This window comes from Nocardioides sp. OK12 (genome assembly GCF_024341885.1).
GTDB classification, from domain to species: domain Bacteria; phylum Actinomycetota; class Actinomycetes; order Propionibacteriales; family Nocardioidaceae; genus Nocardioides; species Nocardioides marinisabuli.
In genome coordinates, this window is record NZ_BNET01000003.1 from 466,882 (window position 1) to 486,307 (window position 19,426).

Sequence of the window (19,426 nt, forward strand, 5' to 3'; positions counted from 1 at the left end):
CGGGCGGTGCGACAGGATGGGCCGATGACCCCCAGCGACGGGAAGGAACAACAGGGCCCGACGGGTTCCGAGGACATGACCCCGGCCGCCACCCACCCGACGACCGAGGACCCGGCCGCCGCCCGGGCCGAGGCGTTCGCCCGGTGGGTCGAGCCCGAGGTCGAGGTGCTGCTGCGGGTGGCCCACACGCTGACCGGCTCCTGGAGCGACGCCGACGACGTCGTGCAGGACACGCTGGTGCGGGCGTGGCGCGCAGCCGACCGCTTCGACGGCCGCCACCCCCGCGCCTGGCTGCTGACCATCCTGCGGCGCACCCACCTCAACAGCCTGCGCCGCACCCGGCCCGACCTGGTCGGCGACGACGTCCTGACCACCCGGCGCCCGGCCTTCGGCAGCGCCCGGGCCGCCTCGCCCGAGCAGATCGTCGACGAGCAGGGCTTCGACACCGACGTGGCCGCCGCCCTGGCCGGCCTCGGCGAGCAGTTCCGCCGGGCGGTGCTGCTCGTCGACGTCGACCACCTCACCTACGAGGAGGCCGCCGCGGCCCTCGACGTGCCCGTCGGCACGGTCGTCTCCAGGGTCAGCCGGGGCCGCTCCCGCCTGCGCACCGCCCTGGCCCACCGTCGTCCCGCAGGAGGTGCCTGATGCAAGGACCACGATCGATGCTGGAGTGCTGGTGGTCGGGCCGCGTCCTCGACCGCTACGTCGAGCAGCAGCCCGCCGCACCGCTGGGCCGGGCCGAGCGCGAACGTCTCGAGCGCCACCTGGCTGTATGCGGGCGCTGCGCCTCCTCGGCCGCCGAGCGCCGGCGGGTGCACGCCGCGCTCGACCGCCTCGGCGCCGGGCACACCCCTCCCCCGGCTTCCCTGCGCCGGGCCCACGACGTCGTCCGCGACCTGACCCACGGAGACACCCGATGACAGCGACCACCCGGACCCCCGGCAGCCCCGGCAGCCCCGAGGCAGCGGCCCGCCGCTCCGACCCGCTCACCGCCCCCGACGGCGCACCCTGGGACCTGCTGGTCGTCGGCGGCGGCACCGCCGGGCTGGTGGCCGCCCACACCGCAGCCGGGTTCGGCGCCCGCACCCTGCTCGTCGAGCGGCACCGCACCGGCGGCGACTGCCTGTGGACCGGCTGCGTGCCGAGCAAGGCGCTGCTCGCCGCTGCGCACGCCGCCGCCGCGGCCCGGCAGGCGCCGCGCCTGGGCGTGCACGTCGGCGACGTGCGGGTCGACTTCGCGGAGGTGATGCGCCACGTGCACGCGACGATCGAGCGCATCGAGCCCGTCGACTCCCCCGAGCGGCTGCGCGGGGCCGGGGTCGCCGTGGCCCACGGCAGCGTGGTGATGACGGGGCCGCAGAGCGCGGTCGTGGACGGCGAGCCGGTGCGGTTCGCCCAGGCGCTGCTGGCCACCGGCTCCGCACCGAGCGTGCCGGGGATCCCGGGCCTGGCCGACTCCGACCCGCTGACCTCCGACGACGTCTGGGACCTCACCGAGCTGCCGGGGCGCCTGCTGGTCCTGGGCGGCGGTCCGATCGGCTGCGAGCTCGGCCAGGCCTTCGCCCGGCTCGGCAGCCGGGTCGCCATCGTCGAGGCCGGCCCACGGATCCTCGGCCCCGAGGACGCCCACGCCGCCGACCTGGTGCGCGCCTCGCTGCGCGCCGACGGTGTCGAGCTGCACGAGGACGTCTCCCTCGAGCGCGTCGAGGGCGCACCGGGCGGGGTCACCGCGCACCTCTCCGACGGCACCCGCCTGCAGGCCGACCGGGTCCTGGTGGCCGTCGGCCGCGCGCCCGGCACCCGCGACCTGGGCCTGGCGGTCGCCGGCGTCGAGCTGACGGAGCGCGGCCACGTCGTCGTCGACGGCGCGCTGCGCACCACCAACCCCCGCATCTGGGCGGCCGGCGACCTGACCGGCCACCCCGCCTTCACCCACGTGGCCGGCATGCACGGCAGCCTCGCGGCCTCCAACGCCGTGCTGGGCCTGCGCCGCAAGGTCCGGCTCGACACGGTCCCGCGGGTGACCTACACCCAGCCCGAGGTGGCCTCCTTCGGGGTCGGCACCGAGAGCGACGACCCGTCCCACACGGTGCACCGCATCGACGCCGGCGAGGTCGACCGGGCCGTCGCCGAGGACGACACCGACGGCGAGGTCGCGGTGGTGCTCGACGGCCGGGGCCGGCTGGTGGGCGCCCGCGTCGTGGGGCCCCGCGCCGGGGAGGTGCTGGCCGAGCTCACGCTGGCCGCCCAGGCCGGCGTCAGCCTGCGCACCGTCGCAGGCACCATCCACCCCTACCCGGCGTGGAGCGACGGGGTCTCCAAGGCCGCGCTCTCGCGGACCCGCGAGGAGCTGGCGAAGCCGGTGCCGGCGACCGTCACCCGGGTCCTGGCGCGTGGTCGGCGCCGCTGGGTGCAGCACCGCGCGTCCGCCGCTGCCGCCACACCCCCAGCACGGTGAGCAGCACCAGCGCCGCGATCGCCAGCAGGAACGGCGGCGAGCCGGGGTCGGTGCCGAACGCGCCGACCGCCACGTAGACCGCCGAGCCCGGCACGATGCCCAGCGCCGTGGCGCCGGCGTACGAGCGGGTGCTCACCGAGGTCAGGCCGAAGGCGTAGTTGGCGGTGCTGAACGGCACCAGCGGGATCAGCCGGGCCAGCAGCACCGTCGCGAAGCCGTTGTCGCGCACCCGGTCGTCGAGGCTGGCGAAGCGCTGGCCGGTGAGGCTGCGCACGGCGTCGCGGCCCAGGAGCCGGCTGACGAAGAAGGCGGCGACGGCCCCCAGCACCGCCGCGGCGAGCACGGCGGCCAGCCCGGTGCCGAAGCCCAGCAGCAGGCCGCCGAGCACCGTCATCACCGCGGTCGGGCCGGCCGGCAGCAGGCTGACGGCGGCGTAGGCCGCCACGAAGGCGGGCACCGCCCACGCACCGAGGCCGTCGAGCGTCGAGCGCAGCTCGGCCTGGCTGGGCAGGCCGACGCTCAGCTGGAGCCCGACGGCGAGCGCGACGAGGGCGAGCAGCACCCCGGCCTTGACGAGGGTCGCGCGGTTCATCGCTCTCCTCCGTCCTGCTGGGCCTGCTGGGGCTGCCGGGGCAGCACGTGGCAGCGGTCGGGGGGCAGCACCAGGCGCGCGGGCTCGCCCGGCACGACCGCGGAGCCCACCGGCAGGTGGGCCCGCAGCGGCGTGCCGTCGGCCAGGGCGACCTCGACGACCAGGTGGGTCCCGGCGAAGCGGACCTCCTTGACGGCCGCGTCGACGACACCGGCCCGGGCGGCCCCGGGGGTCGGGTCTGCCAGGAGCAGCGCCTCGGGCCGCACGACGAGCACCGCCGGTCCGGCGGGGGCGCCGGTCGGCACCCGCAGCGTGCCGTCGGGGCTGGTGAAGCAGCCGTCGGCGACCTCGCCGGCGAGCTCGTTGACCGGGCCGAAGTAGCGCGCCGTGGCCAGGGTCGCGGGCCGGGTGTAGACCTCCTCGGGGGTGCCGCCCCCGACGACCCGGCCGTGGTCGAGGACCAGCACCCGGTCGGCGACGTCCACGGCCTCGTCGCGGTCGTGGGTCACGAAGAGGGTGGTCACCCCGAGCTCGTCGTGCAGCCGGCGCACGAGGGTGCGCATGTCGGCGCGCAGCTCGGGGTCCAGCTGGCTGAAGGGCTCGTCGAGCAGCAGCACCCGGGGGCGGCGCAGCAGGGCGCGGGCCAGCGAGACGCGCTGCTCCTGCCCGCCCGAGAGCTCGTGGGGCCGGCGGGTCCCGAGGTCGTCGAGACGGACCCGGCGCAGCATGTCGGCGACCTCGGCCTGTTCGTGGGACCTCGAGGCGCCGGCCATCCGCAGCCCGAACCCCACGTTGCGGGCGACGTCGAGGTGCGGGAAGAGCAGCGGCTTCTGCAGCACCAGCCCGACCGGGCGGCGCTCGGGCGGGCTGCCGAGCACCTCGACGCCGTCGATGCTCACGCCCCCGGAGTCGGGGCGCTGCAGCCCCGCGAGCACCCCGAGCGTGGTGCTCTTGCCGCAGCCCGAGGGGCCCAGCAGGGCGGTGAAGCTGCCGGGCTCGAGGTCGAGCTCGAGGTGGTCGACGGCGACGGTCTCGCCGAAGCGGACCACCAGGTCGCGGGCGACCACCCGGGCTGCGGGGGCGGAGGCGTCGCCGGGACGCGGTCGGGGCTCACGCACGGGAGACCCCCATCCACGCGACGTCGCGCCCGGCCACCCGGGTCAGCGCCAGCACGAGCAGCACCGGGGGCGCCACGACGAGCAGCCCGAGGGCCGCGGCGGCGGTGCGGTCGGAGGACTCGATGGCCGAGAAGAGCAGCAGCGGCAGGGTCGTGACCCGGCCGCCGCCGACGAGGAGGGTCAGCACGTACTCGCTCCAGGAGATGAGGAAGGTCAGCAGGAAGGCGGTCACCAGCGCCGGGCGCAGCAGCGGCAGGCTCACGTGGAGCAGGGTCGCCACCGGGCCGGCACCGAGCACCCGGGCGGCCTTCTCGTGGTCGGTGTCGAGGTCGGCGTGCGCGGCGGCGAGCAGGCTGGCGGCGTACGGCACGGTCGGCACGAGCTGGACCAGCACCACGCCGGCGACGGTGTCGGAGAGGCCGTAGCGCACGAAGAAGACCTGCAGGCCCAGGGTGACCGCCAGCGGCGGCACGATGATCGGCGCCAGCAGCAGGAACTGCACCAGGCGGCGGCCCCGGAAGCGGTGCAGGCCCAGGGCCCGGCCCGCGGGCAGGCCGACCAGGCAGGCCAGCGCCGCGACGCTGGTGGAGACCAGCACCGAGGTGCCCAGCGCACCCACGACGCCCTCGCTGCCGAGCAGCCGCAGGCCGCGCAGGCTCAGCTCGGGCGGCAGCAGGTCGGGGTAGCGCCACGCGCCGGCCACCGCCCACAGCACCACGGGCAGCATCGGCAGCAGGGTGACGACCGCGACGACGGCCACGGCCGCGCCGCGCCACGGGCTGCGGGTCACAGCGACCGCCTCGTGAGCCCGCCGACGAGGCGCAGGTAGACCAGCGCCGCGACGGTGGTCAGCAGCGCGATCAGCACCGCGAGCGCCATCGCCTCGGGCCGCGAGGTCAGGTCGATGTCGCGGTAGCGCTGGAAGGCCTCCACCGACAGCGTCGCCGGGTAGGGGCGCCCCAGCAGCCGCGGCACCTCGTAGGAGGCGGTGACGAAGGCCAGCACCAGCACCGAGGCGGCCGCCACCGGCGGGGCGAGCACCGGCAGCGTCACCTCGCGCAGCCGCTGCCAGCGCGTGGCGCCCAGGGTCGCGGCGACGTCCTCGAGGTCGCCGACGCGGCGGCTCAGCGCCGCGAGCGCCACGACCGCGACGAAGGGCGTCTCCTTCCAGGTGTACTCCGCGATGATCCCCCAGCCGAAGGCGTCCTGGGTCAGCGCGGGCACGTCCTGCACCGAGTCGACCAGCCCGAGGCGGTACGCCGCCCGCGAGAGCAGGCCGGAGGGCGAGAGCAGCAGGCCGATGGCCAGCGCCCCCACCAGGTGCGGCACCGCCAGGGTGCCGTGGAACAGCGCGGCGAGCCGGCGGCGTCCGCCCAGGCGGCGCACCAGCAGGGCGAGCGCGGTGCCGAGGACGGCGGCGGCCGCGGTCGAGATCAGCGACACCCGGGCGGTGAGCAGCAGGGAGGCGCGCACCGCCGGGTCGGCGACCACGCGGCGGTAGGCGTCGAGCGTCCACTGCGACTCCCCCACGACCGGTGCGTACCCGAGGCTCTGGAGCACGGCCTGGAGCACCCCGCCCACGACGAAGACGCCGACCACCAGCAGGGCCGGGGCCAGGAGCAGGGCGATGCGCAGGCGTGGGCTCACTCCTCGCCCCGCAGGACCTGTGCCCTCCAGTCGTCCTCGATGCGGGCGAGGGTCGTGCTGTCGAGCTCGGGCAGGGCGTCGGCGGTGAGCTCGGCGGGGGTCAGCACCGAGGGGCCCGCGTCGACCGCGGCGAAGCGCTCGGCCAGGGCGGGGTCGAGGGTGTCGAGGTCGACGACCGGGAAGATGCCGGTGGCCTCGTAGAGCCCCAGCTGGACCTCGGGGTCCTGCAGCACGTCGGCGAGCACCATCGCCCCCGCCCGGTCCTCCGCGTTGGCGGGCACGCCGACGAAGGAGACGTTGGAGATGTTGCCGACCGACAGCACGGTCTCGCGGGTGCTCCCGGGGAAGACGCCGTCGGCGACCAGGCTGCTCACCGCCCCGGGGCCGTAGGTCAGGAAGGCGCTGATCTCGCCGTCGGCGTAGAGCTTCTCGACCTCCTCCTGGCTGACCGGGTAGGTCTCGCCGCCGCGCCAGAAGCCGTCGGAGGCCGCCAGGAGGCGGTCGAAGGTCTCGTCGCGGGCCTGCTCGTAGACGGCGTCGTCGAGCCCGCCGTCCTCGGCGGCGGCGGTGACCGTCTCGGCGCCGAGGGTGTCGTAGAGGAAGGTGCGCACCGCCATCGAGCCGGTGAAGTCGGGCGGGGCGGGGTGGGTGAAGCGCCCCGGCTCCCGGGCGGTCCAGGCCAGCAGCGACTCGACCGACTCGACGTCGGCCTCGTCGAGCACCGCGCTGTCGTAGACCAGCGCCGAGCTGGCCTGCTGCCAGGCCGCCTCACAGCCCTCGACCGGCACCCCGAAGTCGGTGGCGACCGCCGGGTCGTCGAGGTCGACGTACCGGGCGTTGGGCAGGTCGGCGGTCCAGCCGCAGGCCCACAGGTCGGCCTGCACACCGGTGGCGAAGTTCTCGCCGTTGACCCAGATCGCGTCGACCGACCCGCCCGAGGTGCGTCCGGCCTGCTGCTCGCCGAGCACCTTGTTGACCGCCTCGGCGGTGTCGGTGATCTTGACCTGGTTGAGCGTGATGCCGAGCGCGGCCAGCCGGTCGGCCACCTCGCCGTTGACGAAGTCGTTGAGCCGCTGGTCGCCGCCGTACATGTACCAGTCGACGCTCTGGCCCTCGGCCTGGGCGAGGACGGCGTCCCAGTCGGAGGTGTCCACGGCGACGGCCTCCTCCGGCCCGCCGCCGCACGCGGAGGCGAGCAGGGCGGTGGCGGCGAGCGTCGCCGTCAGGGCGGCGGCGCGGGCGGGGCGGGTCACGGGGTCTCCTCGGCAGGGCGGGTCTCGGGGGTCGTTCGGAGCGGCCGCCGGTCCTGGATGCCCGGGCTCCGCTCACCCAGGCTCCGCACCCCCAGGGCGATGCGCTGGAGGGCGGTCAGGGCGACCATCGCGGCGAAGACCCACAGCACGGTCTCGGCGTGGCCGGGCAGCAGGCACAGCACGGCGTAGGCCAGCACGGTCTCGGTGCCCTCGGCCAGGCCACCGACGAAGAGCACGGAGCGGCCGTCACCGCGGGCGCCGCGCTTCTCCAGCAGCGGCGCGAGGGTGAGGAAGGCGGTCCCCGAGACGTAGTAGGTCAGCAGCAGCAGCAGGCAGGCGAGCCGCGCCTCGGGCACGGCGACCCCGACGGCGAGCACGAAGCCGCCGTACACGCTGAAGTCGGCGAGCAGGTCGAGGTAGCCACCCAGGTCGGTGGCGCCGCGGCGGCGCGCGAGGGGGCCGTCGAGGCCGTCGAGGAGCCGGTTGGCCAACCACAGGACCAGCGCCGTCCACCAGTGCGAGGTGGCCACGGCGACGCACGCGGCGAGGCCCACCAGCCAGCCGAGACCGGTGACGGCCAGCGGGCGCACGCCCAGCCGGTCGAGGCCGGCCGCGGCCGCGTCGAGGCCCGGCCCGAGGGCGCGGCGCGCGGGTGCGTCGAGCACGGTGGCTCCTCCTGGGTCCGGGATCGGGGGCGTCCTGGACCGGGAACCCGGTGGGACCCCCAGGATCATCCCGCGCCCAGCACACCCCCGCGGGTCTGGGGTGGTGCGTCAGGCTGGGGGCATGGTCGAGCAGCAGGACGTCCCGCGCGCCACCAGGGGGCGCAGCGACGCCCTCGCACCCTGGTCCGGCGGCGACGGCGGGGACGAGCCCGACCCGCGGCGCTGGCGGATCTTCGCGGTCTCGCTGGTGGTCGGCTTCATGGCGCTGCTCGACGTGACCATCGTCAACGTGGCGATCCCCTCGATCCAGGAGGGCCTCGACACCTCGACCGGCACCGTGCAGTGGGTGGTCTCCGGCTACGCGCTGAGCTTCGGGCTGGTGCTCGTGACCGGCGGCCGGCTCGGTGACGCCTACGGGCGCCGGCGGCTGCTGCTGGTCGGGCTGGGCCTCTTCGTGCTCACCAGCGCGGCCGTCGGCCTCGCGCCCGGCGTCGAGCTGGTGATCCTGGCCCGGCTGCTGCAGGGCGCGGCCGCGGGCCTGCTGACCCCGCAGAACTCGGGGCTGATCCAGGAGCTCTTCTCGGGTCGCGAGCGGGGGCGCGCCTTCGGGATCTTCGGCTTGACGGTCTCGGTCTCCGCGGCCCTCGGCCCGGTGCTGGGTGGGCTGATCATCTCGCTCTTCGGCGAGGAGGACGGCTGGCGCTGGATCTTCCTGGTCAACGTGCCGATCGGGCTGGCGGCGCTGGTGGCGGTGCTGCGGCTGGTGCCGCACACCCCTGCGCGCGGGGCCGGCGAGACCCGTCCGCGGCTCGACCCGCTGGGCTCGGCGCTGCTGGGCGCCGCGGTCCTCCTGCTGCTCTACCCGGTGGTCCGGGCCGAGAGCGGCAACTACCTGTGGCTGCTCCTGCTGCCGCTCGCGCCCGTGGTGGGCGCGGTGTTCGTGCGCTGGGAGCACCGCGTCGTACGCCGGGGCGGCGCGCCGCTGCTCGACGTCACCCTGCTGCGCCGCACGCCCGGCTTCGCCAACGGCATCGCGGTCGGCACCCTCTACTTCACCGGGTTCACCGGCCTGGTGCTCGTGCTCTCGATCCACCTGCAGACCGAGATGGGGCTCGCGCCGCTGACGGCCGGGCTGCTGCTCACCGGCTTCGCCCTCGGCTCGGCGATCTCGGCCCCGCTGGCGGGGCGGGTGGTGACGACGGTGGGTCGCCAGCTCAGCGTCGCCGCGCTGGTGACCGTCGTCGCGGCGGTGCTCGTGATGGCGGTGCTGGTGCCCGGGCGCGACGGGGCCGCCCTGTGGGCGCTGCTGCCGCCGCTGCTCTTCGTGGGCGGCCTGGGTGGCGGCGCGGTGATCTCGCCGAACTTCACCCTCACCCTCGACCGGGTGCCGCCGCGGATGGGCGGCGCCGCCGGCGGCGCGCTGCAGACCGGTCAGCGGATCGGCTCGGCCGTGGGCTCGGCCCTCGGCGTCACCGCCTACACGGTGGCGCTGGGGACCTGGGGCCCCGACGCGGGGCTGCGCACGGCCTTCCTGACCTCGGCGGCGCTGGTGTCGCTGGCGCTGGTCGCGGCGGTCGTGGCCCTGCGCGACGAACGCGCCGGCCGCGAGGCCTGAGCCCCGCGACCGGCGCGCCGGTCGGTCACTGCGTCGTCAGGCCCTCAGGAGCCGATCGACTCGAGCATCCGCTTCGCCAGCGGCCCCGACGAGGCGGGGTTCTGGCCGGTGAACAGCGAGCGGTCGACCACGACGTTCTCGGACCACGGGTCCGCCTCCTGGAAGTCGGCACCCAGGGCGACGAGCCGGTCCTGCAGCAGCCACGGCGCACCCTCGGCCAGCCCGGCCTGGGTCTCCTCGGCGTTGGTGAAGCCGGTCAACCGGTAGCCGGAGAAGGGCGAGCCGTCCTCGCCCTCGGTCGCGAGCAGCGCGGCGGGCGCGTGGCACACGATGCCCAGCGGCTTGCCCGACTCGAGGGTCTGCACCAGCAGGCGGGCGGAGTCGGCGTCGCCGGAGAGGTCCTCCATCGGGCCGTGGCCGCCGGGGTAGAACACCGCGTCGTAGGCGGTGGGGTCGACCAGGTCGAGCGACTCGGGCGAGCGCAGCTGCTCGATCTCGTCGATGGCCTTGCGCAGCGCGTCGGCGTTCTCCTGCCCGCCGTTGACCTCCGCGGCGAGGCTGCCCTCGTCGACCACGGGCTGCACGCCACCGGGGGTGGCGACGACGACCTGGTGGCCGGCGCCGGTGAAGACCTGGAAGGGCGCGACGAGCTCCTCGGCCCAGTAGCCGGTGGGGTGCTGGGTGCCGTCCTTGAGGGTCCAGTGACGGGCGCCGGTGACGACGAAGAGGATCTTGCTCATGGGGTTGCTCCTTCGATCAGCTGAAGTTGCGTACCCCGTCACAACAGGTGCCCCGACGCACGTGTTCCGACCTCAGGGGTGAGGCCGGGCAAAGCCTGCGTGGGCGACCTACAGGATCGCGCCGGGTGCGTACGCCGCCGCGACGGGGTGCTGCTCGGCGAGCGCCGCCACGCGGCGTACGACGGCCTGGGTCTGGGCCACCGCGGCGCCGGTGAAGGCGATCGGCTCGGCGACCAGGCTCTCGAGCTGCGTCTCGGTGAGCCCGAGCCGCTCGTCGGCGGCGAGCTTGGCGAAGACGTCGTTCTCGGCCTGGCCCTGGCGCATCGACAGCGCCGTGCCGACCGCGGCCTCCTTGATCGCCTCGTGGGCGCTCTCGCGACCTACCCCGTTGCGCACCGCGGCCATCAGCACCTTGGTGGTGGCCAGGAACGGCAGGTAGCGGTCGAGCTCGCGCTGGATCACCGCGGGGAAGGCACCGAACTCGTCGAGCACCGTGAGGAAGGTCTGGAAGAGGCCGTCGACGGCGAAGAACGCGTCGGGCAGCGCGACGCGGCGCACCACGGAGCAGGAGACGTCGCCCTCGTTCCACTGGTCGCCGGCGAGCTCGCCGACCATCGAGAGGTAGCCGCGGGTGACGACGGCCAGCCCGTTGACCCGCTCGCAGGAGCGGGTGTTCATCTTGTGCGGCATCGCGGAGGAGCCGACCTGCCCCTCCTTGAACCCCTCGGTGACGATCTCGTTGCCGGCCATCAGCCGGATCGTGGTGGCCAGGTTGGAGGGGCCGGCGGTGAGCTGGACGAGCGCGGAGAGCACGTCGAAGTCGAGGCTGCGCGGGTAGACCTGGCCCACGCTGGTCAGCACCCGCTCGAAGCCGAGGTGGGCGGCGACGCGCTGCTCGAGGTCGACCAGCTTGTCCTCGTCGCCGTCGAGCAGGTCGAGCATGTCCTGGGCGGTGCCCATCGGGCCCTTGATGCCGCGCAGCGGGTAGCGCCCCAGCAGGTCCTCGACCCGCTCGAGGCTGACCAGCATCTCGTCGGCGACGCTGGCGAAGCGCTTGCCCAGGGTGGTGGCCTGCGCGGCGACGTTGTGGGAGCGGCCGGCCATCACGGTGGTCTCGTGCTCGGCGGCCAGCCTCCCGAGGCGGGTCAGCGTGGCCACGGCCCGGTCGCGCAGCAGCTCGAGCGACTGCTTGACCTGCAGCTGCTCGACGTTCTCGGTCAGGTCGCGGCTGGTCATGCCCTTGTGAATGTGCTCGTGCCCCGCCAGCGCCGAGAACTCCTCGATGCGGGCCTTCACGTCGTGGCGGGTGATCCGCTCGCGGGCGGCGATCGAGGCCAGGTCGACCGCGTCGGCACCCTGCGCGACCACCCGCTCGTACGCCTCGACGACCCCCTCGGGCACCGAGATGCCCAGGTCGCGCTGGGCCTTGAGCACCGCCACCCACAGCTCGCGCTCGAGCACGATCTTGTGCTCGGGCGACCAGATCTGGGCCAGGTCGGCGGCGGCGTAGCGGGTGGCGAGGACGTTCGGGACGGTCACGGGCCCCATTCTCACCGATGCGCCGCGCCGGCTCCCACTCGCGGGTCGTGGTCCGGGTCGTGGCTCGGGTCGTGTGCCTGAGGACGCGCCAGGGCGCGGCCCGGACCCACGACCCAGGCCACGACCCAGGCCACGACCCGACGCAGGGCGGGCGAGGGGGGTCAGCCCTGCTCGGCGGCCTTCAGCGCGATGTCGGTGCGGTGCTGGGCGCCCGTGAAGGAGATCGCCCCGACCCCCGCGTACGCCGCCGCACGGGCCTCGGTGAGCGAGTCACCGGTGCCGACGACGGCCAGCACGCGACCGCCGGCCGTGACGACCTCGCCGTCGCCGCCGAGCGCGGTGCCGGCGTGGATGACGTGCACGTCGGGCAGCGCCTCGGCGGCCTCGAGGCCGCCGATGACGTCACCCTTCGAGGAGGACTCGGGGTAGCCGGCGCTGGCCATCACGACACCCACCGCCGCGCCGGAGCGCCACTGCGGGGCGGGCACGTCGGCCAGGGTGCCGGTGGCGGAGCCGAGGAGCAGCGGGGAGAGCGGGGAGTCGAGGAGCGCCAGCAGCGGCTGGGTCTCGGGGTCGCCGAAGCGGGCGTTGAACTCCACGACCCGCACGCCGCGCGAGGTCAGCGCCAGGCCGGCGTACAGCAGGCCGGTGAAGGGGGTGCCGCGGCGCGCCATCTCCTCGACGGTCGGTCGCAGCACGGTGGCCAGCACCTCGTCGACGAGGCCCTCGGGCGCCCAGGGCAGCGGCGTGTAGGCGCCCATGCCGCCGGTGTTGGGGCCCTCGTCGCCGTCGCGGATGCGCTTGAAGTCCTGGGCGGGCTGCAGCGGGTGCACCACGGCGCCCTGCTCCTCGTCCCAGCCGCAGATCGCGAAGAGCGAGACCTCGGGGCCGTCGAGGAACTCCTCGACGAGCACCCGCTCGCAGCCGGCGGCGTGGGCCAGCGCCTCGTCGCGGTCGGAGGTCACCACGACGCCCTTGCCGGCGGCCAGGCCGTCGTCCTTGACGACGTACGGCGCCCCGTGGGCGTCGAGCGCGGCGGCGACCTCGTCGGCGGTGGTGCAGCTGGTGGCGGCGGCGGTCGGCACCCCGGCGGCGGCCATCACGTCCTTGGCGAAGGCCTTGGAGCCCTCGAGCTGCGCCGCGGCGGCCGAGGGGCCGAAGACCGCGGTGCCGCGCTCGCGCACGACGTCGGCGACGCCGGCGACCAGGGGCGCCTCGGGACCCACCACGACGAGGTCGGCGCCGAGGCGCTCGGCCAGGTCGGCCACCGCCGTGCCGTCCATCGGGTCGACGTCGTGGAGCTCGGCGACCGCCGCGACCCCCGGGTTGCCGGGGGCGCAGTGCACCGCGGCGACGCCGGCGTCGTGGGCCAGGGCCCGCGACAGCGCGTGCTCGCGGCCACCGGTGCCGATGACGAGGACGGTCAGGGGGCCGGTCGGCGCGGTCGCGGAGGGGGCGGTGCTCACGGGCCCTGACTCTCTCAGATCAGCGGGTGGACGACCACGGTGGCCTCACGGTCCGGACCGACGCCGACCGCGGAGATCCGCGCCCCCGACAGCTCCTCGACGCGGCGCACGTAGGCCTGGGCGTTGGCGGGCAGGTCGTCCATGGTCCGCGCGCCGCTGATGTCCTCGGTCCAGCCGGGCAGCTCCTCGAAGATCGGCTGCGCGTGGTGGAAGTCGGTCTGGTTGACCGGCATCTCGTCGTGGCGGACCCCGCCCACGTCGTAGGCCACGCACACCGGGATCGTCTCGAGGCCGGTGAGCACGTCGAGCTTGGTGAGCACGAAGTCGGTCACGCCGTTGACCCGGGCGGCGTAGCGGGCGATGACGGCGTCGTACCAGCCGCAGCGGCGCTGGCGACCGGTCGTGGTGCCGAACTCGGCGCCGACGCTGGCCAGGTGGGCGCCGTTGTCGTCGAAGAGCTCGGTGGGGAACGGGCCCTCGCCGACGCGGGTCGTGTAGGCCTTGACGATGCCGATGACCTGGTCCATCCGCATCGGCGGGATGCCCGAGCCGGTGCAGGCGCCGCCGGCGGTCGCCGACGAGGAGGTCACGAAGGGGTAGGTGCCGTGGTCGACGTCGAGCAGCGTGGCCTGGCCGGCCTCGAGCAGCACGGTCTCGCCGCGGTCGAGGGCCTGGTTGAGCAGCAGGCCGGTGTCGGCGACCATCGGGCGCAGCCGGTCGGCGTACTGCAGCAGCTCCTCGAGGGTCTCGTCGACCGAGGGGGCGCGGCGGTTGTAGATCTTGGTGAGCACCTGGCCCTTGAGCTCGAGGGCGCCCTCGATCTTCTGGCGCAGGATCTTCTCGTCGAAGATGTCCTGCACCCGGATGCCGATGCGGTTCATCTTGTCGGCGTACGTCGGGCCGATGCCGCGCCCGGTGGTGCCCAGGCGGCGCGAGCCGAGGAAGCGCTCGGTGACCTTATCGACGGTGCGGTTGTAGTCGGCGATCACGTGCGCGCTGGCGCTGACGACCAGCTTGCCGGTGTCGACGCCGCGGGCCTCGAGGCCCTCGATCTCCTGGAACAGCACGTTGAGGTCGACGACCACCCCGTTGCCGATGACGGGGGTGCAGCCCGGGGTCAGGATGCCGCTGGGCAGCAGGTGCAGGGCGTACTTCTGGTCCCCGATGACCACGGTGTGGCCGGCGTTGTTGCCGCCGTTGAACTTCACGACGTAGTCGACGCTGGAACCGAGGAGGTCGGTGGCCTTCCCCTTGCCCTCGTCGCCCCACTGGGCTCCGATGATGGCGATAGCGGGCATCTGCTCGCTCACTCTCCGTGGAAATCGAAGAACCCCGGCACAAGCGCACCGGGGCCTCTTGCGCAGTCACGCTACCAAAACGGGCGCCGGCCTCCCCTTTCGCCGCCGGTCGTCGGGACGGGCGGATAGGGTCACCGGCGATGGAACCCCTGCTCGTCATCAAGAACAGCGACGCGGGCACCGCCGACGAGGAGACGCTCGAGCGGGGCCTGGCGGTCCTGCGCGCCCGCACCTCCGTCGAGGTGGCCGGCACGTCGAACCCCGGCGAGCTCAACGGCGTCCTGCACCGGGCGGGCTCGCGACGCATCGTCGTCGCGGGCGGCGACGGCAGCCTGCACGCGGTCGTCTCGGCGCTGCACCGGCGCAACGAGCTCGCGGAGCGCACGCTCGCGCTGCTCCCGCTGGGCACCGGCAACGACTTCGCCCGCGGCAACGACATCCCCCTCGACATCGAGGAGGCCGCACGCCTGGTGCTCTCGGGCGAGCCGCGCCCGGTCGACCTCGTCGTCGACGAGGTGGGCGAGGTCGTGGTCAACAGCGTCCACGTCGGCGCCGGGGCGCAGGCCAGCCGGCGCGGCGCGCGCTGGAAGGAGCGCCTGGGCTCGGTCGGCGTCAAGGGGGTCAACCTCGGCAAGCTCGGCTACCCGGTCGGCGCCGCGCTCGCGGCGTTCCGGCCGCCCTACGTGCGCCTGCACGTCGAGGTCGACGGGCGCAGCGTGATCGGCTTCGACCAGCCGGTGCTGATGGTGGCGGTCGGCAACGGCTCCAGCGTGGGCGGCGGCACCGAGCTGGTGCCCGACGCCGACACCGAGGACCGTCGCCTCGACGTGATGATCTCGCGCGCCGTCGGCCCCGTGGCCCGCTTCGGGTACGTCGCCGGGCTGGTGCGCGGGCGCCACCCCGAGCGCGACGACGTGATCTCGCTGCGCGGCACCGAGGTCTCGGTCTCGGGCGAGGAGTTCTGGTGCGCGGCCGACGGGGAGATCTACGGCCCCGAGCGGCGACGCACCTGGCGCCTGGAGCCGGCGGCGTACACGATGGTGCTGCCCCGGCGCCGCTCCTCCTGAGCCGTCAGGGGCTCAGAGCCAGCCCCGCCTGGCCGCCTCGACGCCAGCCTGGAACCTCGAGTCGGCGCCCAACTCGGCGAGGAGCTCGGCGACCCGGCGGCGCACGGTGCGCAGGCTGACCCCCAGCCGCCGCGCGATCTGCTCGTCCTGGGCGCCCGAGGCCAGCTGCTCGAGCAGGAAATCACGCATGTCGGGGCCGTTGTCGCGGGCACCGTCGAGGTCGAGCGGCACGGCGCGGTCCCACATCGACTCGAACCACAGGATCATCGCCTCGACCCAGCCCGGCTGGCGCACCAGCGTCCGCGGCTCGTCCATGAAGCCCAGCGGCTCGGGCAGGATCACGTGGGTGGTGCCGATGATGAACATCCGGGTCGGCAGGTCGGGCAGCAGCCGGATCTGCTCGCCCACCTCGGCGCGCAGCCGCAGCGTGTCGGGCACCTCGCTGACCGCCCGGACCGGGTAGATCGCCCGCGACTGGCGCCCGGTGCGGATGGCCTCCCCCACGACGTGGGCCATCGCGTCCTCGCGGGGCTTGCGGAACTGGTCGGGGCGCAGCCACAGCAGGTCGCCCCGGCTCTCCCGGATCAGCGCCGTCAGCAGCTCCACGGGCTGCCCGCCCGAGGTGACCTCGCCGTCGATCGGCTCCACGTCGAGGATGTCGACCGGGCCGGGCCGGGCGCTGCTGCCGCTGAGGTAGGGGATCGCGTCGGCCACGGCGTTGAGCCGGGCGTGCGAGGCGGCGGCCGACTCGGCCGCCGAGGTCACCATCTGGCCGATCACCTCGGCCGGCGAGCTGACGAAGAGCCGCGAGTCCTCGACGGTGACGATGCCGCGCTCGCGCAGCGGCGCCAGGTCGCGCAGCAGCTCCTCGGGCGTCTGCAGCAGCGAGGCCGCCACCGAGACCAGCTCGCGCCCGGACTGCGGCAGCACCCGGTGGTAGGCGCGGTCGGCGTTGCGGGAGAAGCCGAGCGCGCTGATCACCGAGGGGTAGCTCGAGCGGACCATCGCTCCACTGTAGTGGCAACTTGCTGCCAGCGACAGGTACGCCGCGACTGGCACGGTCCGGTCAGGCAAAGATGGGTGCCGCGGTGCCCCGCCGTCCTCGGCCGGGGTCTGGAGTCTCGCGACATCGGGGGATGACGTTGCTCCGACCACCGCAGGAGGGCGCCGGAGCTGCCACAGGGGACGGCTCCGGCGTCCTGCACCCCCTCGGCGCTCCGGTAGCGTTTGCGCGGCCACAGCACCCCACGACGCAGGAGCTCCCCACCCCATGGCACGAGGCGGCGACGCACGCGGTACCGACCGGCCCGACCCCACCGACTGGGTCACCCGGGCAGCCGACGACGCGATCCGGCACGCCGGCGGCGAGGACGCGGTGCGCGCCGAGGGCCGCACCATCACCTGCGCCTCGGGCGCCAGCCCGTCGGGCCCGGTGCACCTGGGCAACCTGCGCGAGTTCCTGACGGTCCACTTCGTCGCCGAGGAGATCCGCCGCCGCGGGCTGCCCGTGCGCCACCTGCACAGCTGGGACGACTACGACCGCTTCCGCAAGGTCCCCGCCGGCGTCGACCCCTCGTGGGCCGACCACATCGGGCGCCCGCTCTCGGCCGTGCCCGACCCGTGGGAGTGCCACGCGTCGTGGGCCGAGCACTTCAAGGAGCCGCTGGTGGCCTCCCTGCGCGCGATGGGCGTGGAGATGGAGGAGGTCTCGCAGACCGAGGCCTACCGCCGCGGCAACTACGTCGAGCAGGTGCTGCAGGCCGTGGCCCACCGCGACCGCATCGAGACGATCCTGGGCCGCTACCGCACCAAGGCCGCCCCGGTCGCGGAGTCCGAGCAGGAGGCCGCGGCCCTGGCCGACTCCGTGCTCGAGGACGACGAGGCGACCGGCGCCGGCGACGGCAACGGGTCCGGCGACCTCGCCCGCTTCCCCTACAAGCCCTACTGCCGCGAGTGCGGCCGCGACACCACCACCGCGACGGCGTACGACGACGAGAGCGCCGACCTCGCCTACACCTGCACCTCGTGCGGCTTCGAGGGCGTCACCAACCTGCGCACCGACCACGAGGGCAAGCTGGTCTGGAAGGTCGACTGGCCGATGCGCTGGTCGGTCGAGGGCGTCGACTTCGAGCCGGGCGGCGTCGACCACGCCAGTCCCGGGTCATCGTACACCGTGGGCAAGGAGGTCGTGAAGGCCGTGTACGGCGCCCGCGCGCCGTCCTTCGTCGGCTACTCGTTCGTGGGTGCCGGCGGCCAGGTGAAGATGTCGTCCTCGCGCGGCGGGGTGCCGACCGCGGCCGACGCGCTGAAGATCCTCGAGGCGCCGGTGCTGCGCTGGCTCTACGTGCGCCGCCAGCCCAAGCAGGCCTTCAACGTCGACTTCGGCCCCGAGGTGGTGCGCCTCTACGACGAGTGGGACTCCCTGACCCGCAAGGCCGCCGACCCGGCCAAGCGCGACGCCCAGGTGCTGGCCTACGAGCGGGCCTCGTCGACGGCGGCCGCGGGCACGCTGCCCACGCCGCCGGTCGTGGTGCCCTTCCGGCTGCTCTCCTCGGTGGCCGACGTGACCGCCGGCAGCGCCGAGCTGGTCAGCCGCATCGTCGGCGACGTCGGCCACGAACACGACTCGGTCGCCGACCTCGAGCCGCGGCTGAGCCGCGCGATGACCTGGATGTCGGAGTACGTGCCGGAGACCGAGCGCACCACGGTGCGCTCGGAGCCCGACACCGCCCGCCTCGCCGCGCTCGACGAGGACGAGGAGCTGTGGCTGCGCCAGCTGCTCGACCGGATGCCCGACCGGCTCGAGCTCGACGAGACCACCGCGCTGATCTACGGCGTGCCCAAGCTCGCGCGCGGCCTGGGGCTCGACGACGCCCCCACCGACGAGGTGAAGGCCGACCAGAAGGCGTTCTTCCGGCTGCTCTACGAGCTGCTGGTCGACGCCGAGCGCGGCCCGCGCCTGCCGACGCTGTTCCTGGCGCTGGGCGCCGAGAAGGTGCGCAGCCTGCTCACCCCCTGACGACGAACGCCGAGCCGGCTCGTTCGAACGAGCCGGCTCGGCGTTGCGGGGAGGTGCTAGGCGTCCTTGACCAGCTCGTCGTACGCCGTCGGGCTGGAGTCGCGCAGGAAGTCGCGGCAGCGCTCCCACTCGTCGTCCTCGCCGATGCTGCGAGCGGCGAGCGCGAGCAGCGCCAGGCACATCAGGAAGCCGCGGTTGGGCTCGTGCTCCCACGGGACCGGCCCGTGGCCCTTCCAGCCGTTGCGGCGCAGCATGTCGAGGCTGCGGTGGTAGCCCACGCGGGCGTAGGCGTAGACGGTGATCGCGTCCTCCTGCGCCTCCGCCGCCGCCCCGGCCAGCGCGGCCCAGGCGAAGGGCGAGGCGGGGTGGGTGCGGGCCACGTCGTGGCGGTCGGTGCCCGAGGCGAGCAGCGCCTGCGCGGGATCCGCGGGGAGGTGGGTCGGGGGCGGTCCGGCCATCAGGTCCTGTCCGATGTTCATGCCGCCATGGTGCCACCCGGGGTCCGGCCACCCGGCCCTGGTGTCGACGGCGCCACCGGGGGAAGGCTGCCGCCATGCCCGCCGAGCAGCGCGACCACGACCTGCCGTCCGACCGGCCCCCGGCCAGCGGGGCCGAGGGCACCACCACGACCGGTCTCCTCGCGCACGTCGGCGATGACGTCGCCCGCGGGCTCGCCACCTACGCGGCCCTGTTCGTCGCCGCGCTGTGCCTGCTGGCAGGGCTGCTCAGCGACGCCGACCCGGCGGTGCGCGCCGCCGGCACCGTCGTCGGCGCGGTCGGCTTCCTCGCCGTGTCGGTCGCCACCCTCGCCGGGTGGCGACGCTCCCGGCTGTGGGGGCTGGTCCTGGTCTCGCTGTCGTCGTCCGCGGCGCTGTTCGCCGTCATGGTGCTCCAGGACGGCGCCACGACCTGACCGGGGGCGGCGTGGGCCGCACGCCGCCCCGTCGGG

General features: G+C 74.9%; 19 protein-coding genes. 7 read left to right on the top strand and 12 right to left on the bottom strand.

The genetic code is table 11. The features are described 5' to 3' along the window. Nucleotides 1–24 precede the first annotated feature (24 nt). The 3 genes from OCU29_RS09685 to OCU29_RS09695 are packed head-to-tail and all read left to right on the top strand — an operon-like array spanning nucleotide 25 to nucleotide 2,458. Entirely contained in the window at nucleotides 25–645 is a 621-nt protein-coding gene (locus OCU29_RS09685; protein WP_261819734.1) for an RNA polymerase sigma factor, read from the top strand. Further along, nucleotides 645–920, top strand: coding sequence for an anti-sigma factor (locus tag OCU29_RS09690; protein WP_261819735.1), 276 nt, complete (start codon nucleotides 645–647; stop codon nucleotides 918–920). The genes OCU29_RS09685 and OCU29_RS09690 overlap by 1 nt, the downstream gene beginning before the upstream one ends. Further along, nucleotides 917–2,458 (top strand): NAD(P)/FAD-dependent oxidoreductase, encoded by a 1,542-nt coding sequence (locus OCU29_RS09695; RefSeq protein ID WP_261819736.1) that lies wholly within the window; start codon nucleotides 917–919, stop codon nucleotides 2,456–2,458. Before OCU29_RS09690 ends, OCU29_RS09695 begins: the two co-directional genes overlap by 4 nt. Here the strand turns inward: OCU29_RS09695 and OCU29_RS09700 are convergent. The 6 genes from OCU29_RS09700 to OCU29_RS09725 are packed head-to-tail and all read right to left on the bottom strand — an operon-like array spanning nucleotide 2,376 to nucleotide 7,733. Then, nucleotides 2,376–3,050, bottom strand: coding sequence for a TVP38/TMEM64 family protein (locus OCU29_RS09700; protein ID WP_261819737.1), 675 nt, complete (start codon nucleotides 3,048–3,050; stop codon nucleotides 2,376–2,378). The genes OCU29_RS09695 and OCU29_RS09700 overlap by 83 nt on opposite strands. Then, the gene (locus OCU29_RS09705; protein WP_261819738.1) at nucleotides 3,047–4,168 is read right to left on the bottom strand and encodes an ABC transporter ATP-binding protein; all 1,122 of its coding nucleotides are present in this window, start codon (nucleotides 4,166–4,168) and stop codon (nucleotides 3,047–3,049) included. The genes OCU29_RS09700 and OCU29_RS09705 overlap by 4 nt, the downstream gene beginning before the upstream one ends. Then, the gene (locus OCU29_RS09710) at nucleotides 4,161–4,958 is read right to left on the bottom strand and encodes an ABC transporter permease (protein ID WP_218876234.1); all 798 of its coding nucleotides are present in this window, start codon (nucleotides 4,956–4,958) and stop codon (nucleotides 4,161–4,163) included. The genes OCU29_RS09705 and OCU29_RS09710 overlap by 8 nt, the downstream gene beginning before the upstream one ends. Then, entirely contained in the window at nucleotides 4,955–5,815 is an 861-nt protein-coding gene (locus OCU29_RS09715) for an ABC transporter permease (protein WP_261819739.1), read from the bottom strand. Before OCU29_RS09715 ends, OCU29_RS09710 begins: the two co-directional genes overlap by 4 nt. Continuing rightward, the gene (locus OCU29_RS09720; protein ID WP_261819740.1) at nucleotides 5,812–7,068 is read right to left on the bottom strand and encodes an ABC transporter substrate-binding protein; all 1,257 of its coding nucleotides are present in this window, start codon (nucleotides 7,066–7,068) and stop codon (nucleotides 5,812–5,814) included. The genes OCU29_RS09715 and OCU29_RS09720 overlap by 4 nt, the downstream gene beginning before the upstream one ends. Next, nucleotides 7,065–7,733 carry a CDP-alcohol phosphatidyltransferase family protein gene (locus OCU29_RS09725; RefSeq protein ID WP_261819741.1) on the bottom strand — a complete coding sequence of 223 codons (669 nt, stop codon included), beginning with the start codon at nucleotides 7,731–7,733 and terminating at the stop codon, nucleotides 7,065–7,067. The genes OCU29_RS09720 and OCU29_RS09725 overlap by 4 nt, the downstream gene beginning before the upstream one ends. A gap of 121 nt (nucleotides 7,734–7,854) precedes the next feature. Between OCU29_RS09725 and OCU29_RS09730 the strand changes: the two genes are divergently transcribed. After that, complete coding sequence (locus OCU29_RS09730; RefSeq protein ID WP_261819742.1) at nucleotides 7,855–9,348, top strand: MFS transporter; 1,494 nt, start codon at nucleotides 7,855–7,857, stop codon at nucleotides 9,346–9,348. Nucleotides 9,349–9,392: 44 nt separating this feature from the next. Here the strand turns inward: OCU29_RS09730 and OCU29_RS09735 are convergent, their stop codons facing one another. The 4 genes from OCU29_RS09735 to OCU29_RS09750 all read right to left on the bottom strand — a co-directional run bounded on the left by OCU29_RS09735 (nucleotide 9,393) and on the right by OCU29_RS09750 (nucleotide 14,391). Next, nucleotides 9,393–10,088: a type 1 glutamine amidotransferase domain-containing protein gene (locus OCU29_RS09735; protein ID WP_261819743.1), complete on the bottom strand. Its 696-nt coding sequence runs from the start codon at nucleotides 10,086–10,088 to the stop codon at nucleotides 9,393–9,395. A 108-nt stretch (nucleotides 10,089–10,196) separates the two neighbouring features. Further along, complete coding sequence (purB, locus tag OCU29_RS09740) at nucleotides 10,197–11,636, bottom strand: adenylosuccinate lyase (protein ID WP_261819744.1); 1,440 nt, start codon at nucleotides 11,634–11,636, stop codon at nucleotides 10,197–10,199. A gap of 152 nt (nucleotides 11,637–11,788) precedes the next feature. Continuing rightward, on the bottom strand, nucleotides 11,789–13,054 hold the full coding sequence (purD, locus tag OCU29_RS09745; RefSeq protein ID WP_261819891.1) for a phosphoribosylamine--glycine ligase: 1,266 nt from the start codon (nucleotides 13,052–13,054) through the stop codon (nucleotides 11,789–11,791). Between the two features lie 53 nt (nucleotides 13,055–13,107). Continuing rightward, nucleotides 13,108–14,391, bottom strand: a complete 1,284-nt coding sequence (locus OCU29_RS09750) for an adenylosuccinate synthase (RefSeq protein WP_306799016.1) — start codon at nucleotides 14,389–14,391, stop codon at nucleotides 13,108–13,110. A gap of 140 nt (nucleotides 14,392–14,531) precedes the next feature. On the opposite strand from OCU29_RS09750, the gene OCU29_RS09755 reads away from it, so the two are divergent. Next, nucleotides 14,532–15,458 carry a diacylglycerol kinase family protein gene (locus tag OCU29_RS09755; protein ID WP_261819746.1) on the top strand — a complete coding sequence of 309 codons (927 nt, stop codon included), beginning with the start codon at nucleotides 14,532–14,534 and terminating at the stop codon, nucleotides 15,456–15,458. A 12-nt stretch (nucleotides 15,459–15,470) separates the two neighbouring features. Here the strand turns inward: OCU29_RS09755 and OCU29_RS09760 are convergent, their stop codons facing one another. Next, the gene (locus OCU29_RS09760) at nucleotides 15,471–16,463 is read right to left on the bottom strand and encodes a helix-turn-helix transcriptional regulator (protein WP_261819747.1); all 993 of its coding nucleotides are present in this window, start codon (nucleotides 16,461–16,463) and stop codon (nucleotides 15,471–15,473) included. Between the two features lie 265 nt (nucleotides 16,464–16,728). Here OCU29_RS09760 and lysS point away from each other — a divergent pair, with 265 nt between their 5' ends. Beyond that, nucleotides 16,729–18,477, top strand: coding sequence for a lysine--tRNA ligase (gene lysS / locus OCU29_RS09765; RefSeq protein WP_261819748.1), 1,749 nt, complete (start codon nucleotides 16,729–16,731; stop codon nucleotides 18,475–18,477). Between the two features lie 56 nt (nucleotides 18,478–18,533). Here lysS and OCU29_RS09770 read toward each other — a convergent pair whose 3' ends face one another. Further along, nucleotides 18,534–18,956: a DUF3151 domain-containing protein gene (locus OCU29_RS09770; protein ID WP_261819749.1), complete on the bottom strand. Its 423-nt coding sequence runs from the start codon at nucleotides 18,954–18,956 to the stop codon at nucleotides 18,534–18,536. A 74-nt stretch (nucleotides 18,957–19,030) separates the two neighbouring features. On the opposite strand from OCU29_RS09770, the gene OCU29_RS09775 reads away from it, so the two are divergent. Beyond that, the gene (locus tag OCU29_RS09775) at nucleotides 19,031–19,390 is read left to right on the top strand and encodes a hypothetical protein (RefSeq protein WP_261819750.1); all 360 of its coding nucleotides are present in this window, start codon (nucleotides 19,031–19,033) and stop codon (nucleotides 19,388–19,390) included. Nucleotides 19,391–19,426 lie beyond the last annotated feature (36 nt).